Source organism: Exiguobacterium sp. E4787 (assembly GCF_018618375.1).
Classification (GTDB): domain Bacteria; phylum Bacillota; class Bacilli; order Exiguobacteriales; family Exiguobacteriaceae; genus Exiguobacterium; species Exiguobacterium chiriqhucha.
The window spans coordinates 183,401-207,258 of record NZ_JACSLY010000001.1; the positions used below are offsets into that span (position 1 = coordinate 183,401).

Consider the following 23,858-nt stretch of genomic DNA (forward strand, 5'->3'; position numbering starts at 1 on the left):
CTGTAGTTGGTGTGGTGTCTTCTCTATTTGTTTAACAGACCGTATTCTTGTCTTCGCTTACGCTTTGATGATGTTACCGAGCACGCCGTTGACGAGCTTGGCCGCTTCCTCATCGGCGAACGATTTGGCGAGTTCGACCGCCTCGTTGATCGTCACTTTGTCCGGAATCGTCTCGACGTAGAGCAACTCGTACGTCGCCATGCGGAGAATCGTCCGCTCGACATTTCCGAGACGATCGAGTCTCCAGTTTTTCAAGTTTTCGATGAGCAATTCGTCAATCTCATCTTTCTTTTCTAACGTCTCAACGACGAGTTGTTCGTAGAATGGATCTGAATCCATGCCATCGAGGGCAAATTCAATGGCCTCGTCTACCTCAAGTTTTGATACTTCGATTTGAAAAAGCGTTTGGATCGCTTTTTCCCGTGCTTCATGACGTTTCATTCAGATACTCTCCTTTTGCATGCTTTCATTGTGATAGTTTAGCATAAAGCCTCCATAAATTCAGTACAAAAAACCAGGAAGCCCAAATAATGTTCGGGCTTCCTGGTCAAGGTCATTTCGTGAGCGTCATTTCTTTTTCGACAAATTTCGTGTCGAACGCCCCTGTTCGAAAACGTTCATGGGCCATGACTTGTTGATGGAACGGGATCGTCGTGTGGATGCCCGATACAGTGAACTCGTGGAGTGCGCGAAGCATCTTCGCGATTGCCTCTTCCCGAGTCGGGGCATGGACGATCAGCTTCGCCACCATCGAATCATAGAACGGCGGGATGACAGCACCGGCATAGAGACCGCTGTCGACTCGGACGCCCATGCCGCCAGGAACGATATACTGATCGATTTTCCCGGCCATCGGACGGAAATCTGCAAACGGGTCTTCCGCATTGATGCGGCATTCGATCGAGTGACCACTAAATTTGATGTCCGCCTGGCTAATCGCAAGCGGATGGCCAAGTGCGACTTCGAGTTGTGCTTGGACGAGGTCGAAGCCGGTAATCATTTCGGTGACCGGGTGTTCGACTTGGATTCGCGTGTTCATCTCCATGAAATAAAACTCGTTCGATTCCGGCACGTAAATGAACTCGATCGTACCCGCACCCGAATACTGAATCGCTTTGGCCGCTTTCACGGCTGCGTCGCCCATCGCTTGACGGGTCGTCTCATCGATTGCCGGGGATGGCGCTTCCTCGACCAACTTCTGCATCCGGCGCTGAATCGTACAGTCCCGCTCCCCGAGGTGGATGACGTTGCCGTATTGATCGGCGAGCACTTGCACCTCGACGTGGCGGAACGACTCAATGTATTTCTCCAAATAGACGTCACCGTTGCCGAACGCCTGCTTCGCTTCTTTACGTGTGTCGGTGAGCCCTTTCAAAAGCTCAGACTCGTCAAAGGCGACACGGATTCCACGCCCTCCGCCCCCGGCCGTCGCCTTGATGATGACCGGATATCCAATCTCGCGGGCGAGTTCGATCGCTTCCTCGTCGGTGACGACACCGCTCGACCCCGGGACGACCGGAACGCCCGATTCAATCATCGTTCGTTTCGCCTCGTCCTTGATGCCCATCTTCCGAATCGCATAGCTACTCGGTCCGACGAACTGAATGCCGCACGCCTCGCTCATCTCGGCGAACTCGGCGTTCTCGGCTAAGAAGCCATAACCTGGATGAATCATCGTCGCATCGACCGCGCACGCGACCGACAAGACGTTCGGGATATTCAAGTATGAGTCTTTCGACGGGTTCGGTCCGATGCAGTATGCCTCATCAGCAAGACGGACGTGCAACGCCTCGCGGTCCGCTTCCGAGAATACGGCGACCGTCGGGATATTTAACTCTTTCGCGGCCCGGATGATACGGACCGCAATCTCTCCACGGTTAGCAATGAGTAGTTTCATACATACCTCACTTCACGCTGAAGAGCGCTTGGCCGTATTCGACTAAATCGCCATCCGCGACGAGGATCTCGACGATCTCCCCGCTGATTTCCGTCTCGACATCATTGAACAGTTTCATCGCTTCTAAAATACAGACGACCTGTCCGGCTTCGACGCGGTCGCCGACTTGTACGTAAGCGTCTTTGTCCGGTGCCGGACGCGAATAGAACGTCCCAACCATCGGTGACGTGATCGTGCGCAAGTTGCTCGGCGCAGGTGTTGGTGCCGCTTCTTGTTCTGTCTCGACGACTGGCGCAGGTGCTGCGACCGGGGCCGCGTGCACGATCGGTGTATGAGTGGCGGCGAATTGTGGAGCCGCTTCTTTTTTCAATGAAAGTTTAAACTCCGGCGTCTCGAGTTCCATCTCGTGAACGGACGTCTGATCGAGTAATGTGATCAGCTCTTTAATGTGTTCGATTTGCATGAAATAACCCCCTGTTTATACCTGGTACTAATCTCTACTCTACTATAACTGGTCAGACCAGTGAATGCAACGACAAAAAAGGGCCCATTCCGAAGAATGGACACCCTTGGTTTACCCGTTATAGCGGCCCGTGAACTCGCCTGTGCGCGTGTCGACCGTTACTTTTTCGCCTGGCTCGATGAAGAGCGGCACTTGAATGATGTGGCCCGTTTCGACCGTCGCGTTTTTCTTCACGTTCGATGCCGTGTCGCCTTTGACGCCTGGATCGGCTTCGACAATCGTCAAGACGACCGTCGTCGGAAGCTCGATTCCGAGAATCTCACCGTCGTAGTCAGCGATACTTACTTCCATGTTCTCGAGCATGTACGGGAGCGCCGCTTTCACTTGCTCGCCCGTCAATTCGAGCTGTTCATACGACTCTGTGTCCATGAACACGTACGTATCGCCCATCGGATAGAGGTACTGCATGCGTTTCCGTTCGATGTGCGCACGTTCGATGCGCTCGCCACCACGGAACGTCGTCTCTTGAATCGCACCTGTGCGCAAGTTACGCATTTTCGTGCGGACGAAAGCCGCGCCTTTACCTGGCTTGACGTGTTGGAATTCGATGACTTGCCAAATCGAACCGTCAGACGTCTTGACCGTTAAGCCTGTTTTTAAATCGTTAACTGATACCATGTTGATTTCCTCCTAAAATGAGCTGAGACTCAAGCCTCAATCGTAATTAACTCTTTTGGCGACTGCGTGAGACGGATGTTCCCCGTCTCCGTGACGACCACGTCATCCTCGATGCGGCAACCGCCGATCCCAGCAATATAGATACCCGGTTCGATCGTGACGACCATCCCCGGCTCTAGCACCGTCTCCGAACGGAATGACAAGCCTGGTGCCTCATGCACTTCCATGCCGAGACCGTGGCCTGTCGAATGTCCGAAGTATTCACCGTAGCCCGCGTCTTTAATCACGTCACGCGTCAATGCGTCCGCCTCGATTCCCGTGATGCCAGCTTTCGTGCCCTCGACACCTGCGAGTTGAGCCCGGAGCACCGTATCGTAAATCGTCCGCAACTCGTCCGAGATGTCCCCGATAGCGAGCGTACGTGTGATATCCGAGCAGTATCCTTGATAGTAGGCACCGAAATCGAGCGTCACGAGTTCTCCCGCTCCGATGACCTTGTCGCTGGCCACACCGTGCGGCAATGCCGAACGATGCCCTGACGCAACGATCATATCGAACGAAGATGAGTCCGCACCTTGGGCCCGCATGAACATTTCCAGTTCATTCGCGACTTCTTTTTCGGTCCGCCCTGGACGGATGAACGTCTGGATGTGCGCAAACGCCGCGTCCGCAATCGCCGCGGCTTCCTTCATTATCTTAATCTCTGACTCATCCTTAATCAAGCGTAGCTTTTCGACGATACCTGACGTCTCGACGAGCTCGGCTGCGACTTCTTTTTCATACGTCCGGAACTGGCCGACCGTCATGTCATCTTGTTCGATGCCGAGGCGCTTCACCGCTTGCTCTGTCACGACTTCCGCCACCGACTTGATGAGCGACGTCTTATGCTCGATGATGTCGAAGCCTTTTACTTGGCTAGCGGCTTGTTCCGTGTAGCGGAAATCCGTGATGAAGCTCGCCGACTGCGCCGTGATTACGAGGACACCGCTCGACCCGGTGAAACCAGATAAGTAGCGGATGTTTTCCCGTTTCGTCACGAGCAATCCGTCGATGCCGTTCGCTTCTAGCTGACCTTGCAGTTTGTTGACCCGTTCAATCATGTCGATTCCTCCAATGTACGAGCAATGCCTGCAACGCGAGCGTATAGCTCGTCAAGCCGAAACCGCTGATGACACCGAGACAAACGGCGGCAAGTTTCGATTCATGACGAAACGACTCCCGTGCATGCACGTTCGAGATATGTACTTCGACGACCGGGGCTTTGATGGCGGCGATGGCATCCCGGAGCGCAATCGACGTATGCGTGTACGCCCCCGCATTAAAGATGACCCCCGCATAATCGTACGCTTCATGGAGCGCATCGATCAGTTCGCCTTCATGGTTGGAGTGGACGAACGTCAACTGAACATCCTCCGGGGCGGCGAGCAATAGCTCCGCCGTCAATCCCTTCAACGAGACGTCCCCGTATACGTCCGGTTCCCGCTTCCCGAGCAGATTCAAATTCGGTCCATTTAAGACGAGTATATGCACAAGTCTTCCCCCCTGTTCGTCAAGTCGCCTCTATTGTAACAAATTTAACGGTTCGTGCGACAATCGACGTTCGTGAGGTTTCGTTTTTTACGTGAATCACGGTATAATTCAACTATATAACTGTAGGAATCGAGGAAATGACATGAAAACTAAACCAATGATTCCCGTCGGTGGCCAGGCGCTCGTGGAAGGCGTCATGTTTCAAGGACGCGCCGAGAGCGCTTCGGCGATTCGACGGAAAGACGGGTCGATCGAGACGTTCCAGCAGCCCCGCATTCTCGTCCCGTGGGTCCAATCGTTAAAAAAAATCCCATTCCTGCGTGGTGTGGTCGCGCTATACGAATCACTCAAAAATGGTTCGGCCCATATGACGTTCGCAAGCGATCGTTATGACGTCGACCCGAGTGAGGACGAGGCAACGAAACCAGAAGAGAAAAAACAGAACATCTTGATGGTCGTCATGATCGCCATCGTCGGCGTCATCTCATACGTGTTCGGGAAGCTGATTTTCAACGTCACCCCGGCCCTTCTCGCCGCCATGTTCCAAAGCGTGCCCGCATTGTCCGGTCATGTGATTCAAAACCTCCTCGAAGGGGGAATAAAATTAGTATTGTTGCTCAGTTACCTTTATTTGATTTCCTTGACGCCACTTATCCGGCGCGTGTTCCAATATCACGGGGCCGAGCACAAGGTGATCAACTGTTATGAGTCCGGACGACCGATTACCGTCGATAACGTTCGGGCAAGCTCACGCCTCCACTATCGCTGTGGATCGAGTTTCATCCTATTCACCGTTTTCGTCGGCATCGGCGTTTACATGATCGTCCCGATCGACCCCCTCTGGGTCCGACTCGTCAGCCGCATCGCTTTGTTGCCAGTGGTCATCGGCATCTCGTTCGAGGTGCTCCAATTCACAAACCGCTTCCGTGAACATCGCTTCTTGTCCGTTCTCGGCAAGCCTGGGTTGTCTTTACAATTGTTGACGACGCGCGAACCGAATGACGAACAAATCCGTGTCGCCATCGAGGCGTTCGAGACATGGGAACGTTCAGAACTAGGTCAACCGGCCGTGCAAAGAGAGGGATAAAGAGGAGGAAAGCACCATGATCAGACAAAGAATCGGCTCGACCGCAGCCACGATCGTGTTCATCTTAGGCTTCATCGGTGTCGGACATATGCTCGCGACCGACCCTGGTCGATTGTTCAGACAGTTGCTCTTCATCGGGATTTTCGGGTTAATTTTCTATGTGATTTATCGAGTTTTCATGGCGCCGAAAATTTCGGCTGAGGATATGCGTTACCGGAAGACCGCTCAAGCCTCGAAAAAACGGATGCAACGCCCAGGTGCGAATCCGAAAGTCAAGCCGTCCACTGCGGCCAAGAAGAAAGTGAAACCCAGTTCGAACGTGACGAAACTGTCGAAGCGTCCGACCCGCTCGGCGCATCGCAGTGACGCCCCTCACTTGACCGTCATCGAAGGCAAGAAAGGCAAGAAGAAAAAGAAAGCCAATATGTGAAAACGAACCAGGCCATATCCGGCCTGGTTCGTTTTTCATTCTGTCTCGACGAAGCCGATGTACGGCAGATTGCGGTACTGTTCGGCATAATCGATGCCATACCCGATGACGAATTCATCTGGAATCTCGAAACCGACATAATCCGCATCCAACGTGACGAGCCGGCGGGCCGGTTTATCGAGAAGTGTACAAATCTTCAATTCTCCCGGTTGATGTAACGTCATGTGCTGGCATAAGAATTTGAGCGTCTGTCCCGTATCGATGATGTCCTCGATGATGACGACGTACTTTCCTTCGACATCGAGATCTAAATCTTTACGGAGTTGGACGTTCCCACTCGAGACCGATTTCTTCCCGTATGACGACGTCGCGACCGTGTCGAGTTGGACACTGCCCGTCATCTCGCGCATCAAGTCGGCTGCGAAGACGAGCGACCCTTTTAAGACGGCCACGAGGACGATCGGTGTCCCTGCCGCATCGCGTTCGATTTGTTGGGCGAGTTCCGCCACACGTTGTTTAATCTGCGCTTCGTCAAACAGTTTCCCTTTGATTTGAATATCCATAATGTCGGCGATTGTTCGCCGTCACCCCCTTATCTTTCTTACCAGCACCCATTCTATCATAAAAACGGCTTAAAAATAGACTTTACTTGAAAAATATGAAGTCATCGTTCGGTTTTAGGTTAGATTTACGTATAAAACGACCGTTTCCGATTCGATTCATCGGTCGCGGTCGTTTACATTCACTCGTCTTCAGAGCGGTTCACCTCTTGAAACGCACGAAACTGTGCCATCAGTTCCGGTTTGTCTTCGAAAAATTCGACGAATTGGGTCATACAGTCGAGCGTATTTGAGCTTAAGTGGTGCTCAATCCCTTCGACATCCTCATAGACGTGAGCTTCGTCGACGCCAATCAAGCGTAGAAATGACTCGAGCATCGCATGCCGTTCGACAAGCCGTTTCCCGATTTTCTGGCCTTTGTTCGTCAGCATGAGACCTCTATATTTCTCATAAATCAAATAGTCTTCCCGGTCGAGCTTTTGCACCATTTTCGTGACAGAGGAGGGATGCACCCCTAAATGTTCGGCGATATCGGATACGCGAGCGTATCCTTTCTCCACCATCAGCAAATAAATTCGTTCTAAGTAATCTTCCATACTCGGTGTCGGCATGGGCATAGCCTCCCCTTATGTTCCGTTCTGCAATCTCTATTTTAACGCAACCATTTAGAAACCGAAAGCAGAACGGGGAAATCCATCAGTCAATCATTGTCTCATGACCTTAAATTCTTTATAATGGATGTTGGTGAAACTTAATAGAGAAAGGGAGAACATCAATGGGAATCGAAACTATCCTCGTCATCATCCTATGGGCTGCGCTCATCGCATACATCGTCTGGCGTTTCTTGCCGGCTCGCGGTTTGAAGAAAATGAAGCAAGAAGAGTTCCGTGCATCGCTCCGTAAAGGTCAATTGATCGACGTCCGTGAACCGAACGAGTACAAGGGAGGCCACATCGTCGGCGCCCGTAACATCCCGGTCGGACAAATGAAACTGCGCATGAAAGAACTTCGCAAAGATCAACCGATCCTCATGTATTGCCAAGGCAAGTCACGTACGAACCAAGCGGCCAAGCTGCTCATGAAAAATGGTTATACGGACATCTACATGCTCGACGGCGGCTTCAAAAACTGGAAAGGGAAAGTCAAAAAAGACTGACCCGCTCACTACGTCCACTCCTTCTAGCGGAGATGGACGTTTTTTTGCGCCAAAAAACCCGCTCGCTTATAGCGAACGGGTTCGGTTTCAATTGATGGACGACGGTTGGCGTCGTTCGTATTTGAGCACCGGCTTGCGAGCAGCGAGCGTCTCGTCGAGTCGTTTGACGACCGTGGTATGCGGGGCCGTCTGAACGATTTCCGGATTCTCTTCTGCCTCTTTGACGATTTGGAGCATCGCGTCGCAGAATGCGTCGAGCGTCTCTTTCGATTCCGTCTCCGTCGGTTCGACCATGATGCACTCCTCGACGTTGAGCGGGAAGTAAATCGTCGGCGGATGGTAGCCGAAATCGAGCAATCGTTTGGCGATATCGAGCGTACGCACGCCGAGCGCTTTTTGACGTTTTCCAGACAAGACGAACTCATGCTTGCAGAACGTATCGTACGGCACATCGAACGCATCTTTCAAGCGGGCGAACATATAGTTGGCGTTCAATACCGCTTCGCGTGAGACGCGCGTCAACCCTTCCGCGCCCATCGTCTTGATGTAGCTGTAGGCACGGACGTTAATCCCGAAGTTGCCATAGAACGGTTTGATGCGGCCAATCGATTGCGGACGATCATAATCGAGTGTGAAGCCCGTTTCGGCACGGCGCGCAATCGGCGTCGGCAAATACGGAATCAAGTCGCGCTTCACTCCGACCGGTCCGGATCCTGGACCGCCACCACCGTGCGGGCCCGTGAACGTCTTATGCAAGTTCAAGTGGACGACGTCGAAGCCCATATCCCCAGGACGGGCGATGCCTAAAATCGCATTCGAGTTGGCTCCGTCGTAATAAAGCTTACCGCCGGCCTCGTGGACGACTTTGGCAATCTCCAAAATGTCGGCCTCGAACAAACCGAGTGTATTCGGGTTCGTCAGCATGAGCGCTGCCGTATCGGCCCCGACTTTTGACTTCAAGTCTTCCAAATCGACGAGCCCACGCTCATCTGATTTGACGGTCACCGTCTCGAAACCGGCAACGACGGCCGAGGCCGGGTTCGTTCCGTGTGCCGAATCCGGCACGAGTACTTTTGTCCGCTCCATATCACCGTTGTGATGGTGGAACGCCTTGATGAGCATGAGACCGGTCCATTCTCCATGGGCCCCGGCTGCCGGTTGAAGCGTCACTTCATCCATGCCGGTGATTTCGGCAAGTTGTTCTTGCAGGTCGACCATGAGCTCGAGCGCCCCTTGAATCGACTCGACCGGCTGCAACGGATGGATATGGGCGAAGCCGGGGAGGCGGGCCATATCTTCATTCACTTTCGGGTTATATTTCATCGTGCACGAGCCGAGCGGATAGAAGCCGGAATCGACACCGTGGTTGCGTGTCGACAGCGACGTATAATGGCGGACGACATCAAGTTCCGATACTTCCGGAAGCTCGGCCGCTTCTTGACGGATCATCGAAGCCGGTAAGAGCGTGTCCAAATCGACTTCCGGCACGGTCGGTGTCGGCAAGTTATAGCCCGTTCGTCCTGCACGTGACACTTCGAAAATTAATGTTTGTTCGTGTTGCATCACTTCATCCCCCCAACCACTTCAACAAATTGATCGATTTCTTCTTTCGTCCGAAGCTCCGTCGCACAGAGCAACATTTGCGTCTGCCGTTCTGTCTCATACGAGCCGAGTGGCAAGCCGCCGATGATGCCGGCCTCGAGCAGATGACGCGACACATCTTCCGCATCGACTCCGAAGTCGACGACGAACTCATTGAACATCGGCCCTTCATCGATTACCGTGTATCCAGCAGTCTTGAGTGCTTCTTTCATGTAATGGGCCGTTTGAATGTTACGGACGGCCATGTCACGAATCCCGTACTTCCCGAGGGCAGACATCGTGATTGATGCCGCGAGCGCATTGAGCGCCTGGTTCGAGCAGATGTTTGACGTCGCTTTGTCACGACGGATGTGTTGTTCCCGCGCCTGAAGCGTCAAGACGAAACCGCGCTTCCCATCCTCATCGACCGTTTGACCGACGAGGCGGCCTGGAAGTTTGCGCATGAGTGCTTGTTTGACGGCGAAGTATCCACATGAAGGACCGCCGAAGCTTTGCGGGATTCCGAACGGTTGGGCGTCACCGACTGTGATGTCGGCACCGAGCGCACCCGGTGATTCCAGAATACCGAGCGCGAGCGGATTGCTCGACACGACGAACAAGGCGCCGGCGTCGTGCGCTGCTTTCGCGAGGGCTGACAAGTCCTCGACACGACCGAAGAAGTTCGGATATTGAACGACGAGGCACGAGGCATCCGTCAAATCGATGTCAGATATATCGGTCACTCCCGCACTCACGTCCGTATATTCGACCGTGAGCCCTGGCCCACCTGCGTATGTTCGGATGACATCCTTCGCTTCCGGATGGACCGCTCCTGATACGACGACACGTTTTTTCTTTGTATGGGCACTCGCCAGATACGTTGCTTCAGCGAGGGCAGTGATGCCGTCATACATTGACGAGTTGGCCACGTCCATCCCCGTCAATTCGCAAATCATCGTTTGGAACTCGAACATCGCTTGGAGTTCACCTTGCGAGATTTCAGGTTGATACGGCGTATAAGCAGTATAGAACTCGGAACGGAGAAGCATATGGTTCATGACGCTCGGAGAGAGGTGATCGTACATCCCGGCCCCGAGGAAACTCGGAGTCGATTTCGTGTGCACGTTTTTTTCAGCCAGCTTCGTCATATGACGAACGAGGTCAACTTCCGGAAGCGGCGCACCGATGGCCGCTAAAGAAGCAGTCTCCCGGAGCGATGCTGGGATATCCTCGAGTAGGTTTTCAATCGACTCTACGCCAATCGTCTGCAACATGTCACGCTCATCTTGCTCTGTCATCGGTAAATAACGAAACTCCATTCTATTCATTCTGAATCCCCCTGTTTCATTTACGTTTATAAAACGGTGTCGGTACACGTTCGGCTTCTATTTTTTTACCCCGAACTTCAACAATAAAGTGTGTCGCCTCCGCGAAACGGCGATCGACGCGCGCCCAGGCAATTGATTCGTTCACCGTCGGCGGCATCGTACCAGTCGTGACAACACCAATCGTCTCTCCGTCAACTTCGACCGTCGCGCCTTGACGAGCGATACCGCGCCCGAGCAAACGCAAGCCGATCAATCGGCGCGGGATGTCTTCTTTTTGCTTCACGAGGGCGTCCTTACCGATGAACTCAGTATCGAGTTTGACGGCAAAGTTCAAGTTCGCCTCGAACGGAGTGACCGTCTCATCAAGCTCGTGCCCATAGAGCGGGAGGCACGCTTCGAACCGGAGCGTGTCACGCGAGCCGAGCCCGCATGGCGTGACGCCTTCAGCTTCTAACGCTGACCAAATTGCGGCTACGTCTTCGGCGCGGGCATACAATTCAAACCCGTCCTCCCCCGTATAGCCGCTGCGTGAAACGATGGTCGACACGCCGGCCACGTCGCCGGTCATGAACCGGAAAAACTTGATGTCGGCCAGCGGCAAATCCGTCAAACGGCCGAGCACTTGTTCAGCCATCGGTCCTTGGATGGCGATTTGACCATAGGCGTTCGACTCATCCGTCACCGTGACGTCCCCTGTGACATATTCACGGACGTGCGCCACATCTTTTTCGATATTCGAGGCGTTGACGACGAGCCAAAATGCGTCTTCATCGAGTCGATAGACGAGCAGGTCGTCGACGACACCGCCGTTCGGTAAACAGAACAGATTATACTGCGCCTGACCGATCTGTAATTTAGACACATCGTTCGTGACAAGACGTTGCACGTTCTCGAGCGCATCCGGTCCTTCGATGCGAATCTCCCCCATGTGTGACACATCGAACATCCCGACGTTGTTGCGAACCGCTTGATGCTCTTCTTTAATCGATGAGAACATGATCGGCATCTCAAACCCCGCAAAATCCACCATCTTCGCCTTAACGGAAATCAAATCATATAAAGGCGTACGTTTTAACGATACTTTCTCCATATTATCCCCCAATCCCGAACGTAAATAATGTATTTCGTGAAATATTTCGTTTTCTATTCCACTTTATCAATTTTTTGCGGCTCTGCCTAGCCAAAATGGGCAAAAATAAAGAGGATGGAAAACGAAAACGTTTTCATCCTCATTATTTCATATTTTAGTCTCAGTGGAAACGTCTGGGCGTTCGATTCCAGCGGTCCGTTTAATTTCTTTCGTCAAGCCGACGGTCGCTTGTTTCAGCTCCATCGTCTCGTCCTTCACTTTCACCGAATAGGCTTTCATCTGTTTCACCGATGCATTGACCGTATCCACGTGTTGTTTAATCTCATTGACGAGCCCTTGGATGACGTCGGCACGGATTTGGAACCGTTCCGTCAAGCGCTTCACGCGACGAAGGTCTGCCTTCATTTTATTACGGTACAATAAGAAGCCATACAAGCCGAGCCCGACAAGTGCGAGTACGATAATCCCAAGATTAATCCAAATCATCCTTCTACCTCCTTCAACTGATTCAATGTATGCGCGATGGCCTCTGTGCAGAGCGAAGCGTCAAGCACGTGATTTGCGCGCGCATAGAGCGGTCGACGACGTTCGTACAACGTGTGAACGGCCGCTTTTCCGTTACGAACGAGTGGACGGTCCGAGTCTTTAATCCGTTCCCAACAAGCTTCAAACGGCAAGTCGAGCGTGATGATGACACCTTGCTCTCGCATCCATTCCATATTCGCTTCCCGTTCAACAATCCCTCCGCCCGTCACGATATAGTCAGCGCGCGCATTTTGTAACAGTCGACTCTCTTGGAGCCGAAACGCTGCTTCGCCGTAACGATCGAAATATGCCGGGATGTCCATACCGGTATGTGTTTCAAACAACTCGTCCAAATCGATGACGTGATTCGATTTTGCAAGATATTGTTTTAAGCTTGATTTACCTGTACCCATAAATCCAATGATGTAAAACGGTTTAGTCATCGAAATAAATCACCTCTTTATGTCGTTCACCGGTCTGAAGACGTACGTCGACCTCAATCGTCCCAGTGCCGAGCGGACGGCATTGGATTGTGCCGGTCGGTCTCGTCAACGCGACCGCGGTCGACCCGCACGTCCGCTCCGCCACCATCACGTGAGCCTCGAAGCGAATCGCCAAGGCATCGAGCGCCAATTGTTCAGTGCTTCGTTCGATATCAGTATACCAAAACATTGCCCCGCCGAGTAACCACGTCAGTACGATTAACGTCGACATCACAAAGTATCCGCGCGCATGCACATCACGTTCTTCTCGCGCGGCCCGGTCGCATCGTTCCATTGAATTCGAAAACCTTCTCCTACCGGTTCGACCCGGTACGCCTCGATTCCTCTTAAAAATAGCAAATTCCCTCCCCCGTCTCCGACCATGACCAAGTTCCGGTCGATTTGTTTGAGCGTCCACGTCCATGTCGTCCCGTCCGGGCGCACATGCGTACCGACGAGACGGCCCGACACGACGTCACAATCGCGGCTCTCGAACAGTTTCCGCACCATCAGTTGCGGCGTCGTCTGGACTTTCGCCCGAGGTTGTTCATAAAATGCTTGTCCGAGGACGAGGAAGTGGACCATCAGCCCGATGAAGAGCGGGATGATCAACATCGTGAGACTCACTTCGAGCAAGGTGAAGCCCGAATCAAAGCGTCGGCAGGCAAAGGTCGCCGTCACAGATTGTTTGGCGTCCGCTCGGGTTCGCGGCATCGCGCAGCACCTCCCCTTGGAGCCGTTCATACGTACGGACGGTCGTCTCGAGGCGCTCGACCCGTTCCGTCGCCGCCTCGATGAATGGGGCAACGACACCGACCCAAGCCAGTAAGAGCGCCAGACTGAGGCAAATCTCCCAAAACGTGACTCCTTGCTCATTTCCCTTCAACGCGCAACACCTCCGGCTCGTACGTCCCCATCCTGAATTTTAACGTCACCATCGTCGTTCCTGAATAGAACTTCCACTGTCCCGCATACGTCGCTGCCGTGCGTGAAAAGACGATTTCACTATTGGTCGGCAAACTCAGATCGACCCCTTCCGGCACCACGCGGGACACGATTGGTGTCGTCCCGCAAGCGATTTGGTAGCGCCGTTCTTTGAGATACCAACGTAAACGCGGCACACACGAGCCGTCGGAGGCGACGTAGGGCGCTTGTCCCACTTCGGCGATGTCACTCACGAGCGCCTCCGTGAAATCGAATAATGCCAACCGGTCCATCGACCGGACGACCGGGGTCGCCATGAGGAGCAGGAGTGCCAAAATGACGAGGACGGCCGCCGTCTCGATTAACGTATAGCCGTCTCGCCTCACTGTTTCGTCAACGTACCGGTCGTCGGCGCATACGTGTACACGAGCGACTGACAACTGTATTCGAGCGGACTCTCAGTCGTGGCACGGTCGATCGCCACTAACGTCTCAGGGTACGCTTTATGTTCCGCGTAATACAAATTGATTTCGGACTCGACGATGCGCACACTGCCCTCGCAACTGACGCTGTCCGCTCGTGACTTCCCGTCTGACATCGACGGGACGAGGAGCAAGAGCAACACCGAGATAATTAGCAAGACGGCGGCCATTTCGACGAGCGTGAATCCTTGTTCTGATTTGAAGTGTGTCATAATCAGATTCCTCCTTGTCATAGTTGAGACATGATTAGTTTGACCGGCAAATAAATCGTATAAAAGATCATCGTGACCATCACCGTTAAAAATCCGTATAACATCGGTTCGGCCTTGGCGATCAGCTGCTTCCAATACAGCTCCATCTCTTCGAACACGAGATCCCGATGAATCATCATGATTGATCCGAGCTCCCCGCTCACCGTCCCGACGCCGAACAGACTGACGACTTCATGCTCGAGCAAACGCTCTTGCCGCGCCGCCGCCTCGAGTTCGCACCCGGCCGACATGCGCTCATGCATCCGTCTCGCGATGCTCGCCACTTCACCGTCTCCTCGTGACAGCCGCTCGATGATGTGACGGACCGAACCCTGTCCTTCACTCAACAAGGCTAACTCACTGACGAACAAGTACGTCACATACAGCCGTCTACCTCTCTCGACGACACGTAGCGGCACGAGTCGGCCGCGTCGGCCGTTCCAATAGAGGCCGGCCCCAGTCACGAGCAATCCGACGAACAGACCTGGGAAAAACCATCGCGACAGAAGAATCGCGTTCAGCCCATCGAGCGTATCGACCTCTACCATCGTCAACAGCTTTGGGAAGATATACAGGGCGTAAATCGCACCGAGCCCGAGCAGCATCGTCAAAATCACGAGCGGGTACCGTGCCAACTGGCTGAGTTCTTGCCGTAGATTGCGGCGCATCGTCGATAAGACGAGCACTTGCTCAAGCCCTTCCAAAAAATGATGACCCCGTTCGGCTGTGACGAGCATCTCTCGCATCCTCGGGTCGATGACGAGTCCCTCGAACACGTTGGCGAGCGGGCGTCCTTGCTCAAGTTGATTCCGCATCTCACGGATGACTAGTTTCATTTTTCCACGTTCATGCAGTTCGAGTGTCTCGAACGTCTTCTTCAACCCGACTCCACGTGACTGGAGTCTGAGGAAGCGGCGAATGATGGCCAACTCCTTGCTCAATTGGTCTCGGACCACGTACAGCTCACCTCGTCTTCCCGGTGCAGGATGCACCAATGCCGTGTGACTTCCATCTTCCCCGTGAGCTGTTCGAGTCGCCGTTCGCCATCGGTCACACTCGCCGTATGGAACGTCGCAATCGTCATATGACCGCTGAGTGCCGCATCATGCGCCACCCTCAACTCCTCACTCGTCCTGATCTCTCCGATGACAATTACATCCGGATCGGCCCGGAGCGTCTCTTTCAGCAACGTGCGATGGTCGAGTCCCGCTTTCGGATTGACTTCGAGTTGAATCACGCCCGGCACTTGCTTCTCCGGAGGGTTCTCAATCGTGACGATGCGTCGACCGGCCAAACTTTGTAAAAACGCATATAGGACGGTCGTCTTCCCCGCCCCGGTCGCGCCCCCGATTAAGAGCAGACCTTGCCGCAACGTCGACCATTCGTTGAACCGATGGACGTCCTTGTCATCTAACAACTCCGCTAAGTGGAACGAGGCGTTCGGAAGCCGCCACGACATGAGCGTACGGTCGAACGATGGTAGGAAAGTGACCCGGATTGCCTCAACTGACCCGGTGTACATACCAGACTGGGGCACGCGATGATCTGTTTCCGTCAACGAGCACCAATACTTCATATGTAAGGTCAATCGTTCATAGTCTGTATGTGTCATCGTCTCCAATCGTTGCAAGTGTGCCCCATGCCGTACTTGAATCATCACCTCGTCCTCTAACGGCATGAAATGGACATCACTTGCCTGCAACGTACGTGCCGCATCAATCACTCGCTCAACTATTCGCATCATCTCCGCCACCTCAACATGAGCATAAAAAAAAGCCCACTCGTTGGAAAGTGGACTTGCGTCATGAAACGTTTGCAGTTGTCGATTCGAAACGGCGGGCATACGCTTCGATTGTCGCCTTGTCATAACCGACAATGACTTCGTTGCCATCCGTCAAAATTGGGCGTTTCAATAGTTTCGGATTTTCGCTCATCAACTTGAGCAACTCGCTCAGCTTTAAATCTTCGACGTCAATATCTAATTGCTTGAACGCCTGACTTCTCGTTGCGAGAAGCGAGTCGACTCCGTTTTCGCTCAGTGCCAATAGCGTCTTCAATTCGTCCACGGTCGGAGCGTTGCGGAAGATATGGCGCTCGCTTACCTCAAGGTGCTGCTCCTGTAAAAACGCTTTCGTCTTACGGCATGAAGTGCAGCTCGGGTACGTGTAGAACATCAATTCATTTGCCATTTCAATACCTCCTCTATAATGTGTGGAACGATTCGTTCGATGTGTGTAAGTTGATTATACAACCTTATACCCGTTTTGTACATATTTTGTACAAGTTTTTTTATTTTTTTGTACAACCTTGCCCAACGTTTTTATTTCACATATTTTTCACGATTATTTTGCTCAATTCACACGTTTTCATAGCATTTTTCTGAATGTGTTGGTAAAATAGTGAATGAGAATGGAATAATGCACGTATGGGGGGATTAACATGGCGAGAATGTTCCGTGTCCTAGGCTTTTGGACTGGGTTGATCGCGGCGCTTGCTTTCGTAGGCGCACTCGGTGGAGATCAAAGCAGTAGCGAACATAGTGGTGACTTCGTCGTAATGGGTCTTGTCTTTTTAGCTCAAACTATTTTCTTCGTCGCACTAGGCTACTTGAAACTCACTGAAAAAACGTATGTATACGTGTTCGGCGCTTATTTGACTGTCTTCTTCGTCGTCTTCACGTATTGGAGTAACTTCCAAATGTAAAAAAAGATTGTCTCCTCGTGAGACAATCTTTTTTTAGTTATCTGTCGAAAAACGGATTCGTCCGAATCTCGGCCTCGAGCGTCGTCTTCGGCCCATGACCTGAATAGAGCACCGTTTCACCCGGTAATAACTGACGCATGCGATCGATCGATCCAAGCAACGTCGCTTGGTCACCACCGTACAAATCGGTCCGTCCGACCGACTGTTTGAAAATCAAATCCCCACAGAAGGCGATGCGTTCGGTCGGGAAGTGAAGCGTGACGCTACCCGGCGAATGACCCGGCGTGTGATGCAACTCGATGGTGAACGCACCGATTTCGAGCGTCTTGCCTTGATAGATCCGTTCGGCCGGTCGCATCGCCGCACTTGGCAGATGAAACTTCGCCGCCCCGTTCTTCTCGTCGTCCATCAGCCACGTCCGTTCCGCTTCATGGACGTAGACCGGGACGTTGTAACGGTCACGCAAGGCATCGATTCCCCCGATATGGTCAAAGTGGGCATGTGTCAACAGAATGGCGTTCAAGCCACCGAATCGTTCCACTGCCTCGAAGAATTTCGGGTCATCCGTGCCCGGGTCGACGATGAGGACCGTACCTTCTTTTTCGAGTACGTATCCGTTCTCTTGGGCCAGGCCCGATGTGATTCTTACTATGTTCATCCAGAACACCTCCCCCATCATTCTAATCGATATTGTGGCAAAATTGTAGCGGAGGCTTTCTTTTCTCGACAGCGTCTACATTATCGGATAAAATAATAATGATATTTCAGTGAAATTTTTATGAATTTCATGACGTATAATAAAGGGGGAACTCGTCATGCATTTGTATGAACCATTTGGATGGATCTCGCTCATCGTTGCACTCGTTGCAATCTGGGGAATGGCCCGTTCGTTTAAGAAGCGCCAATTCTTTCCACTTGCTTTCGCCGCGGTCACTGTACTCGTATTCGGATTTTTCGGCGTCGCGACATTGATTTACGGTGGAATCCCAGGCTAATGAGCACGAAGACGACTCTGGTCGTCTTTTTTTGTATAACCAATAGCGCCGTCCCGGCTAAGCGGGACGGCGCTATTGGTTATTGTTCGGTCTGCTCTTTGAAGCGGAGCAAATCTGAGTAAATCAAATCATCGTTCATTTGGAGAATCTTCTCTGCTTCTGCACTATCCGGTCCACAGAGCGAGACGTCCTCGACGACTTCACCGCTCGAAGCGTCATAGCATGTCGATTGCGTCCAGACGTATTCGTCGGTGATGACGGTACCGTCCCGGAAGATGGCGCGGCTCGTCCGGTCTTCCGATAACAAGTCACTTCCGAAACCTACCGTGTCCGACGTGTCGATCCCGAGCAAGTGCAAGATTGTCGGCTTCATATCGACATGACTGCCGATTGTCTCGTGCACTTCACCTTTGTCTTGTCCCGGTAGATGAACCGCGAACGGGACGGACTGGAGCTTGGCGACGTCGTATGGCGTCAACTCGTCTTTGCCGAGCAAGTCGGCCATCGCGTCATTATGGTTCGTCGAGATTCCGTAATGGTCACCGTAGACGACGAAAATCGTGTCGTCCCACATACCGTTCGCCTTCAACTCGTCGATGAACAAGCCGAGCGCGTAATCTTGATACGCAAGCGCCTGCGGGAAGTTGTTAAGCGTCGTCGAACTCGTCTCGAATTTCGGCACGAGTTCGTAGTCCTCGCTCGGCATCGTGTACGGGAAGTGGTTCGTGAGCGTGATGAACTTCGCATAGAACGGTTCTGGTAGCTCCTCGAGCATCGGAATCGACTGTTCGAAGAAACTGTCATCGAGCAGTCCCCATTCAGTCATGTCCTCGGGGTTGCCGAGGTCATAGCTCTTCTCATCGAAGAACTGGTCGACGCCGATGTTTTTATACATCAAGTCCCGGTTCCAGAACGATTTGTTGTTCGCATGAAACACGGCCGAGTAGTAATTATCTTCCTTTATCAATTCAGGGAGTGCCTGATACTCGTTATCGGCGTTCGTGAAGTAGACGGCACCACGCGGAAGTCCGTATAGCGAGTTGTCGAGTGCGAACTCGGCATCCGACGTCTTCCCTTGACCGACCGTATGGTAATAGTTCGGCCAGTAGTGGGACTCTTCGATCAGTTTGTTCAAGTTCGGTGTGATGTACTCACCGTTCGACGCTTTCATGTTGTGCGTGAAGTTTTGGGCCGACTCGAACGAGACGACGATGACGTTCTTGCCTTTATATTTCCCGAAGTAGTCCGGGTTCGGTGCTGCATAGTGTTGACGAGTGTACTTCTCAATTTTGGCGAGTTCTGACCCGTCAGCCATCGCCTTCTGGGCCGACGTTTTCGTTTGGAGCATCGCATCGTAGACGTGGAAGTTGAACGTCCCGATATTCTTGACCAACAGTTCTCGGTCGAACGAACGAGTCAACAGTTCCGGACGCTCTGTTTCAGCGAGCGACAAGTTGAACAAGAACACGACGACGGCCGTCGCGAACGTCACGAGCGCTCTCCGATGAGAGGCCGCCGTCGCTGTCGCGTTGATGCGCCATAGAATGAACGGCAAGACGAGAACGTCCCCGAGGATAATCAAATCTTTCCATTCCAACAGTGACGTGAACGATGTCGACAAAGTCTCCATGTTCGACGGTTGCAAGATGACCGGCATCGTCAAGTAGTCGGTAAACTCGCGGTAATAGACGGCATCCGCAAACAAGATGAACGATGCTGCGGCATACAGCACGTACAAGACCCATTTCTGCTTATTTCCTTTAAAGAAGAAACTGAACGCGAATAGGAATAGAGTGGAGCTGATCGGGCTGATCAGCAAAATGAATGCCTGAGCGGTGTTTTCAATCGGGATATTGAAGAAAAATTGGTAAACTACGTACGTCTTCGTCCAAAGTAATAGCGAGAAAATCCAAAATAACCGATATTCATGAAACGAAGCGCGGACCGTATCATTCAGTCGCATAGTAAGCTTCGAGAAGCTCTGAGATGACTTCATCTGACGGCCTCCTCCTCTGTTCAACGGGCGACGATATGAACTGATTCGCGTCCCCCTATTTTTTATAAGTCCAATTGGCTTGTTATCCATTTCACGTACGATAACAGTCCGGTATCAAGTCCAAATCTTACCCCTTTTTTAACAAAAAATCAACTCCGTCATTACAAATTTTACATTATCCCATACCCGTTCCAAATAAAAAACACGCCTGCGTCAAATCGCAGGCGTACATGGACAAACGTTATACACGAGTCGGGATAAAGTGTTTACGAGCGAGCCACGCACAACCGATGACACCCGCATCGTTCTCGAGTTCCGCGATTTTGAACGCCGTCGACGCATAGACGCGCTCGAGGGCGAACCGTTTGAATTGCTCATCGAGCGGCTTGAGGAGTGCTTCGCGTGCTTTCGAGACGCCTCCGCCGATGACAATCATCTTCGGATTCAACGTGTTGGCGATATTCGAAATCGTCAATCCGAGATATTCGGTCATCTCGTTCACGACTTCTGTCGCAACGACATCATTCGCTTTATACGCTTCGAATACATCGCGTGCCGTCACTTCGTTTAGTTCGTTCAATGACGTCGTCCGACCTTTACGTTTTTGGAGCGCCAGACGGGCGACACCTGTAGCCGAAGCAATCGTCTCGATGCAACCTTTACGGCCGCAGCCACACATGACGGCTTTCGACTCGTCACGCTCAACCGTGATATGGCCAATCTCCCCAGCCATACCGGCAGCCCCGTGGACGATATTGCCGTTCGTGATGACACCGCCGCCGACGCCTGTGCCGAGCGTGATGGCGAGCAATTCTGACGCGCCTTCGCCTGCCCCTTTCCACATTTCACCGAGTGCGGCAGCGTTGGCGTCATTTTCTAAGACGGCCGGCAAACCGACCGCTTTCTCGAACTCGCTGACGAGCGCAAAGTTTTTCCAGCCGATATTTGGTGAATATTCGACCACACCCTCTGAAAAATTGACGAAGCCTGGTGCCCCGATGCCCGCTCCTGCGAAATCTTGCTTCGCTTTGCCCGACGTTTCTAAATAGGCTTCGAATGAAGCGGCAATATCAGTCGGAATATGTACCCCGTTCTCACGAATATCCGTTGTAATCTCCCACTTGTCAGAAATAATCCCGTTCATATCGAGGACGGCCATCTTCACCGTCGTTCCACCAATGTCGATTCCTAATAACCACTTCATGTGTTCCACTCCTCGTCTCGATTAAATCGCTTTCATCCCATAGTTTACACTATTAAACCCCTAGTGCAAACCTTTGCACTAGGGGTTTTCTGTCAATCTCTTGAATTTTTCAATTCATGGGTCAAAATAATCTTGGCCGTGTCATATTCCCGTTGTTCAATCATTCCGCCCGCATGCAACTCATCGAGTTCCATCATCATGAGCCCGATCTCGGCATCGCGCTCCCCGATATAAATGATCGTGCCGAACGATTTCAAAAATTGCTGGACGTCATAAAAATTCTTCATCGTTCGTCCTCCATCGTGGTGAGCACGAAACGGTACAGCAGTTCCCGCGTCGCTTCGAGCGATTTGAGATGCGTCCGCTCATAGCTATGGCTCGACTCGATGCCTGGTCCGACGAGCGCGTGGCGCACATCGTAGCCGGCTCCGATTGCAGCCGATGCGTCCGATCCATAGTACGGATAGATATCGACTTTATGGGCAATGTCATGTTCCCGACATAACGCGGTGAATTGACGGCGCAACCCGAGATCATACGGGCCTGACGAATCTTTCGCACAAATCGAAACTGTATACTCGTCCGAGTGTTGGCCGTCCCCGAGCGCACCCATATCGACAGCGATATATTCAGTCACCGCTTTGGGAATCCCGGCATTGCCCCCGAACCCGACCTCTTCATAGTTCGAGATCAAGTAATGGACCGGGTGCGGCAACTCCGCCCCGACCAGATCTTTCGCCAAATCGAGCAAGATGGCAACGGACGCCTTGTCATCGAGATGACGTGATTTGATATAACCGGCGTCGGTCTGACGGAAGCGCGGGTCGAACGAGACGAAGTCCCCGACCTCGATACCGAGGGTCCTCACGTCTTCGGCTGTATGGACGTCCGCGTCCAAGCGCACTTCGATCGTTGACGCCGTCCGTTCGGCGCTATTCGTGTCCTTATAGACATGAACGCTCGATTGATGAATGAGAATCGTTCCTTCAATCGGCGCACCCGTCTCGGCATGAACCAGACAGTTCTCCCCTTCGATTGCGGTCCAGGCGTATCCGCCGACTTGCGTCAAGCGCAAGCGGCCGCTCGGCAAGATTTCTTTCACCATCGCGCCCAGCGTATCGACATGGGCCGTCAACAGACGGGCACGATCCGATTTGCCCTCAAATGTCGCCAGAAGCGCTCCTTTGTTCAAGCGTTTCGTGGGGATCCCGAGTGCAGTCAGTTCTTGTTCGACGAATCCGATCGCCTCGTCCGTCATCCCGGACGGACTTGGAATTTCAACCAATTGCTTCAACGTTTCAATCATACTCTTACTCCTTTGTCATCGATTGTAGCCGAGCCAAAATAATGCGCCGGACGCCACGAACACGAGCCCAGCAAATAGCAAGCGACGTTTCTTCACGTGTTCATCCGGTAAGCCGACCACTCCCGCCATCAGAAAGCCCCCGACGAGTCCACCCGCGTGTGCGGAATGGTCCAAACTAGCGCCAAGGACGAAAGCGAGTCCCACGTTTAATCCTAACATAATAAACAGTGGAGGGCCGAGTGTCTTCATAAATAAGGAGCGGTCGCGAAGTCCGAAATAGAGCAGTGCGCCGACAAGCCCAAACAATGCCCCGGACGCGCCGGCCGAGATGGCTTCGCTGAACGCATACGACGCGACCGTGGCGATGACACCTGCCAACAGATAAATGGTGGCGAAACGCGTCGACCCGTACATTCGTTCCACGAGCGGGCCGAGTGACCAGAGCGCGAACATGTTGATGGCGAAATGGAACCAACCGATATGTAGAAACATCGGTGTGATCAGACGCCACCATTCTCCTTCGTCGATGAGAGGATTCACTTTCGCACCGAAGCGGATGAGCGTGTTCGGATCGAGCGTCGAGCCGATTGATTCGGCGAACCACATGACGAGGAACGTCACAAACATGATCGCGTAGACGAACTGAGGCTTCCCAAAGGCGAACCGTTGCTTCAGTTCATTTTTTCGTTGTTGGTCGAGAGCGACTGCACGCGGGCGATATGACGTTTCCGTTTCGGCGCACGGCCGCATCTCGAGCTTCACTTTTGCCGCAATCGGGAACGTGAGCGACGACAGACGCTCTTCATCGACGAGCGGGTCCCCATAAATGTGGACATGGAGCTTCTCTCGGCCGATTCGGGCCAAGCGAAACGAGTTCATGACCGCCTCGACGTCCAAGGCGACATGGTTCGCCCACGCCTTATCTGTCCGTATGTAGAGGTGATAGACATCCCCCGCTTTCGTGTCAAACAATAAAAGTGCCCGCGACGGCTCTAAGACGCCTTCGATGCGTCCTCCTGCTTCGACGGCACGATATACATCTTCCCAAAAACAAGCTGGTTCTGTCATGTTGGCTCACCTCCTTCCATACTTTCATTCTAAAGGAATTTAGGCGGGACGACAAAATCGAGCATCGCCCCAATCTGCCCCGCTCTTCCGTCTGCCCAAAAAAAACCGTAGTGGCGGGAGCC

Annotated in this window: 32 protein-coding genes; 5 read left to right on the plus strand and 27 right to left on the minus strand. The window is 52.7% G+C overall.

Annotated elements, in window-relative coordinates:
- Positions 1-57: 57 nt before the first annotated feature.
- The 6 genes from nusB to aroQ form a co-directional block, all read right to left on the minus strand.
- Positions 58-441: a transcription antitermination factor NusB gene (gene nusB, locus KNP80_RS00980; RefSeq protein ID WP_214720370.1), complete on the minus strand. Its 384-nt coding sequence runs from the start codon at positions 439-441 to the stop codon at positions 58-60.
- Positions 442-553: 112 nt separating this feature from the next.
- Entirely contained in the window at positions 554-1,897 is a 1,344-nt protein-coding gene (gene accC / locus KNP80_RS00985; RefSeq protein ID WP_214831849.1) for an acetyl-CoA carboxylase biotin carboxylase subunit, read from the minus strand.
- Positions 1,898-1,904: 7 nt separating this feature from the next.
- Positions 1,905-2,360: an acetyl-CoA carboxylase biotin carboxyl carrier protein gene (accB, locus tag KNP80_RS00990; protein WP_021067705.1), complete on the minus strand. Its 456-nt coding sequence runs from the start codon at positions 2,358-2,360 to the stop codon at positions 1,905-1,907.
- Positions 2,361-2,471: 111 nt separating this feature from the next.
- A complete protein-coding gene (gene efp / locus KNP80_RS00995) occupies positions 2,472-3,038 on the minus strand; it encodes an elongation factor P (protein WP_021067706.1) in 567 nt (188 codons plus the stop codon).
- A 29-nt stretch (positions 3,039-3,067) separates the two neighbouring features.
- Positions 3,068-4,135, minus strand: a complete 1,068-nt coding sequence (locus KNP80_RS01000; RefSeq protein ID WP_286038421.1) for a M24 family metallopeptidase — start codon at positions 4,133-4,135, stop codon at positions 3,068-3,070.
- Positions 4,131-4,568 (minus strand): type II 3-dehydroquinate dehydratase, encoded by a 438-nt coding sequence (aroQ, locus tag KNP80_RS01005; RefSeq protein ID WP_214831851.1) that lies wholly within the window; start codon positions 4,566-4,568, stop codon positions 4,131-4,133. The genes KNP80_RS01000 and aroQ overlap by 5 nt, the downstream gene beginning before the upstream one ends.
- A 142-nt stretch (positions 4,569-4,710) precedes the next feature.
- Between aroQ and KNP80_RS01010 the strand changes: the two genes are divergently transcribed.
- Entirely contained in the window at positions 4,711-5,655 is a 945-nt protein-coding gene (locus tag KNP80_RS01010) for a DUF1385 domain-containing protein (protein WP_029595268.1), read from the plus strand.
- 16 nt (positions 5,656-5,671) lie between these two features.
- On the plus strand, positions 5,672-6,085 hold the full coding sequence (locus tag KNP80_RS01015; RefSeq protein WP_021067710.1) for an SA1362 family protein: 414 nt from the start codon (positions 5,672-5,674) through the stop codon (positions 6,083-6,085).
- Between the two features lie 35 nt (positions 6,086-6,120).
- Here the strand turns inward: KNP80_RS01015 and hpt are convergent, their stop codons facing one another.
- Positions 6,121-6,648, minus strand: coding sequence for a hypoxanthine phosphoribosyltransferase (gene hpt, locus KNP80_RS01020; protein WP_029595267.1), 528 nt, complete (start codon positions 6,646-6,648; stop codon positions 6,121-6,123).
- Positions 6,649-6,827: 179 nt separating this feature from the next.
- Positions 6,828-7,256 (minus strand): transcriptional regulator MntR, encoded by a 429-nt coding sequence (mntR, locus tag KNP80_RS01025; protein WP_021067712.1) that lies wholly within the window; start codon positions 7,254-7,256, stop codon positions 6,828-6,830.
- 170 nt (positions 7,257-7,426) lie between these two features.
- Here mntR and KNP80_RS01030 point away from each other — a divergent pair, with 170 nt between their 5' ends.
- Positions 7,427-7,801 carry a rhodanese-like domain-containing protein gene (locus KNP80_RS01030; RefSeq protein WP_081637957.1) on the plus strand — a complete coding sequence of 125 codons (375 nt, stop codon included), beginning with the start codon at positions 7,427-7,429 and terminating at the stop codon, positions 7,799-7,801.
- An 87-nt stretch (positions 7,802-7,888) separates the two neighbouring features.
- On the opposite strand, the gene gcvPB is transcribed toward KNP80_RS01030, so the two are convergent.
- From gcvPB to KNP80_RS01095, 13 genes are all read right to left on the minus strand, one after another.
- Entirely contained in the window at positions 7,889-9,364 is a 1,476-nt protein-coding gene (gene gcvPB, locus KNP80_RS01035; RefSeq protein ID WP_021067714.1) for an aminomethyl-transferring glycine dehydrogenase subunit GcvPB, read from the minus strand.
- On the minus strand, positions 9,364-10,701 hold the full coding sequence (gene gcvPA / locus KNP80_RS01040) for an aminomethyl-transferring glycine dehydrogenase subunit GcvPA (RefSeq protein ID WP_029595265.1): 1,338 nt from the start codon (positions 10,699-10,701) through the stop codon (positions 9,364-9,366). The genes gcvPB and gcvPA overlap by 1 nt, the downstream gene beginning before the upstream one ends.
- Before the next feature lie 25 nt (positions 10,702-10,726).
- Positions 10,727-11,800 (minus strand): glycine cleavage system aminomethyltransferase GcvT, encoded by a 1,074-nt coding sequence (gene gcvT, locus KNP80_RS01045; RefSeq protein WP_058763896.1) that lies wholly within the window; start codon positions 11,798-11,800, stop codon positions 10,727-10,729.
- A gap of 147 nt (positions 11,801-11,947) precedes the next feature.
- Entirely contained in the window at positions 11,948-12,286 is a 339-nt protein-coding gene (locus KNP80_RS01050; protein ID WP_021067717.1) for a hypothetical protein, read from the minus strand.
- On the minus strand, positions 12,283-12,768 hold the full coding sequence (locus KNP80_RS01055) for a shikimate kinase (RefSeq protein ID WP_021067718.1): 486 nt from the start codon (positions 12,766-12,768) through the stop codon (positions 12,283-12,285). Before KNP80_RS01055 ends, KNP80_RS01050 begins: the two co-directional genes overlap by 4 nt.
- Complete coding sequence (locus KNP80_RS01060) at positions 12,761-13,039, minus strand: hypothetical protein (protein ID WP_021067719.1); 279 nt, start codon at positions 13,037-13,039, stop codon at positions 12,761-12,763. The genes KNP80_RS01055 and KNP80_RS01060 overlap by 8 nt, the downstream gene beginning before the upstream one ends.
- On the minus strand, positions 13,039-13,521 hold the full coding sequence (locus KNP80_RS01065) for a prepilin-type N-terminal cleavage/methylation domain-containing protein (RefSeq protein ID WP_165569415.1): 483 nt from the start codon (positions 13,519-13,521) through the stop codon (positions 13,039-13,041). The genes KNP80_RS01060 and KNP80_RS01065 overlap by 1 nt, the downstream gene beginning before the upstream one ends.
- Positions 13,457-13,693: a hypothetical protein gene (locus KNP80_RS01070; RefSeq protein WP_021067721.1), complete on the minus strand. Its 237-nt coding sequence runs from the start codon at positions 13,691-13,693 to the stop codon at positions 13,457-13,459. The genes KNP80_RS01065 and KNP80_RS01070 overlap by 65 nt, the downstream gene beginning before the upstream one ends.
- Positions 13,680-14,117, minus strand: a complete 438-nt coding sequence (locus KNP80_RS01075; protein WP_029595260.1) for a prepilin-type N-terminal cleavage/methylation domain-containing protein — start codon at positions 14,115-14,117, stop codon at positions 13,680-13,682. Before KNP80_RS01075 ends, KNP80_RS01070 begins: the two co-directional genes overlap by 14 nt.
- Positions 14,114-14,425 carry a prepilin-type N-terminal cleavage/methylation domain-containing protein gene (locus tag KNP80_RS01080; RefSeq protein ID WP_029595259.1) on the minus strand — a complete coding sequence of 104 codons (312 nt, stop codon included), beginning with the start codon at positions 14,423-14,425 and terminating at the stop codon, positions 14,114-14,116. The genes KNP80_RS01075 and KNP80_RS01080 overlap by 4 nt, the downstream gene beginning before the upstream one ends.
- Before the next feature lie 17 nt (positions 14,426-14,442).
- Entirely contained in the window at positions 14,443-15,420 is a 978-nt protein-coding gene (locus tag KNP80_RS01085) for a type II secretion system F family protein (protein WP_029595258.1), read from the minus strand.
- Positions 15,402-16,205, minus strand: coding sequence for an ATPase, T2SS/T4P/T4SS family (locus KNP80_RS01090; RefSeq protein ID WP_251128802.1), 804 nt, complete (start codon positions 16,203-16,205; stop codon positions 15,402-15,404). Before KNP80_RS01090 ends, KNP80_RS01085 begins: the two co-directional genes overlap by 19 nt.
- A gap of 61 nt (positions 16,206-16,266) precedes the next feature.
- On the minus strand, positions 16,267-16,653 hold the full coding sequence (locus tag KNP80_RS01095) for a Spx/MgsR family RNA polymerase-binding regulatory protein (RefSeq protein WP_021067726.1): 387 nt from the start codon (positions 16,651-16,653) through the stop codon (positions 16,267-16,269).
- A 250-nt stretch (positions 16,654-16,903) separates the two neighbouring features.
- Here KNP80_RS01095 and KNP80_RS01100 point away from each other — a divergent pair, with 250 nt between their 5' ends.
- Complete coding sequence (locus KNP80_RS01100) at positions 16,904-17,167, plus strand: DUF2626 domain-containing protein (protein WP_021067727.1); 264 nt, start codon at positions 16,904-16,906, stop codon at positions 17,165-17,167.
- A gap of 37 nt (positions 17,168-17,204) precedes the next feature.
- Here the strand turns inward: KNP80_RS01100 and KNP80_RS01105 are convergent, their stop codons facing one another.
- Entirely contained in the window at positions 17,205-17,825 is a 621-nt protein-coding gene (locus KNP80_RS01105; RefSeq protein ID WP_029595255.1) for an MBL fold metallo-hydrolase, read from the minus strand.
- Positions 17,826-17,982: 157 nt separating this feature from the next.
- Between KNP80_RS01105 and KNP80_RS01110 the strand changes: the two genes are divergently transcribed.
- Complete coding sequence (locus KNP80_RS01110) at positions 17,983-18,162, plus strand: DUF2759 domain-containing protein (RefSeq protein ID WP_029595254.1); 180 nt, start codon at positions 17,983-17,985, stop codon at positions 18,160-18,162.
- Between the two features lie 79 nt (positions 18,163-18,241).
- On the opposite strand, the gene KNP80_RS01115 is transcribed toward KNP80_RS01110, so the two are convergent.
- The 5 genes from KNP80_RS01115 to KNP80_RS01135 all read right to left on the minus strand — a co-directional run bounded on the left by KNP80_RS01115 (position 18,242) and on the right by KNP80_RS01135 (position 23,736).
- On the minus strand, positions 18,242-20,158 hold the full coding sequence (locus KNP80_RS01115; RefSeq protein WP_214831855.1) for an LTA synthase family protein: 1,917 nt from the start codon (positions 20,156-20,158) through the stop codon (positions 18,242-18,244).
- A 241-nt stretch (positions 20,159-20,399) separates the two neighbouring features.
- Positions 20,400-21,362 (minus strand): ROK family glucokinase, encoded by a 963-nt coding sequence (locus KNP80_RS01120; RefSeq protein ID WP_029595252.1) that lies wholly within the window; start codon positions 21,360-21,362, stop codon positions 20,400-20,402.
- Between the two features lie 92 nt (positions 21,363-21,454).
- A complete protein-coding gene (locus KNP80_RS01125; RefSeq protein WP_021065735.1) occupies positions 21,455-21,649 on the minus strand; it encodes a YqgQ family protein in 195 nt (64 codons plus the stop codon).
- On the minus strand, positions 21,646-22,668 hold the full coding sequence (locus KNP80_RS01130) for a M42 family metallopeptidase (protein ID WP_214717357.1): 1,023 nt from the start codon (positions 22,666-22,668) through the stop codon (positions 21,646-21,648). The genes KNP80_RS01125 and KNP80_RS01130 overlap by 4 nt, the downstream gene beginning before the upstream one ends.
- Positions 22,669-22,683: 15 nt before the next feature.
- On the minus strand, positions 22,684-23,736 hold the full coding sequence (locus tag KNP80_RS01135; RefSeq protein WP_214833407.1) for a rhomboid family intramembrane serine protease: 1,053 nt from the start codon (positions 23,734-23,736) through the stop codon (positions 22,684-22,686).
- Positions 23,737-23,858: the final 122 nt, after the last annotated feature.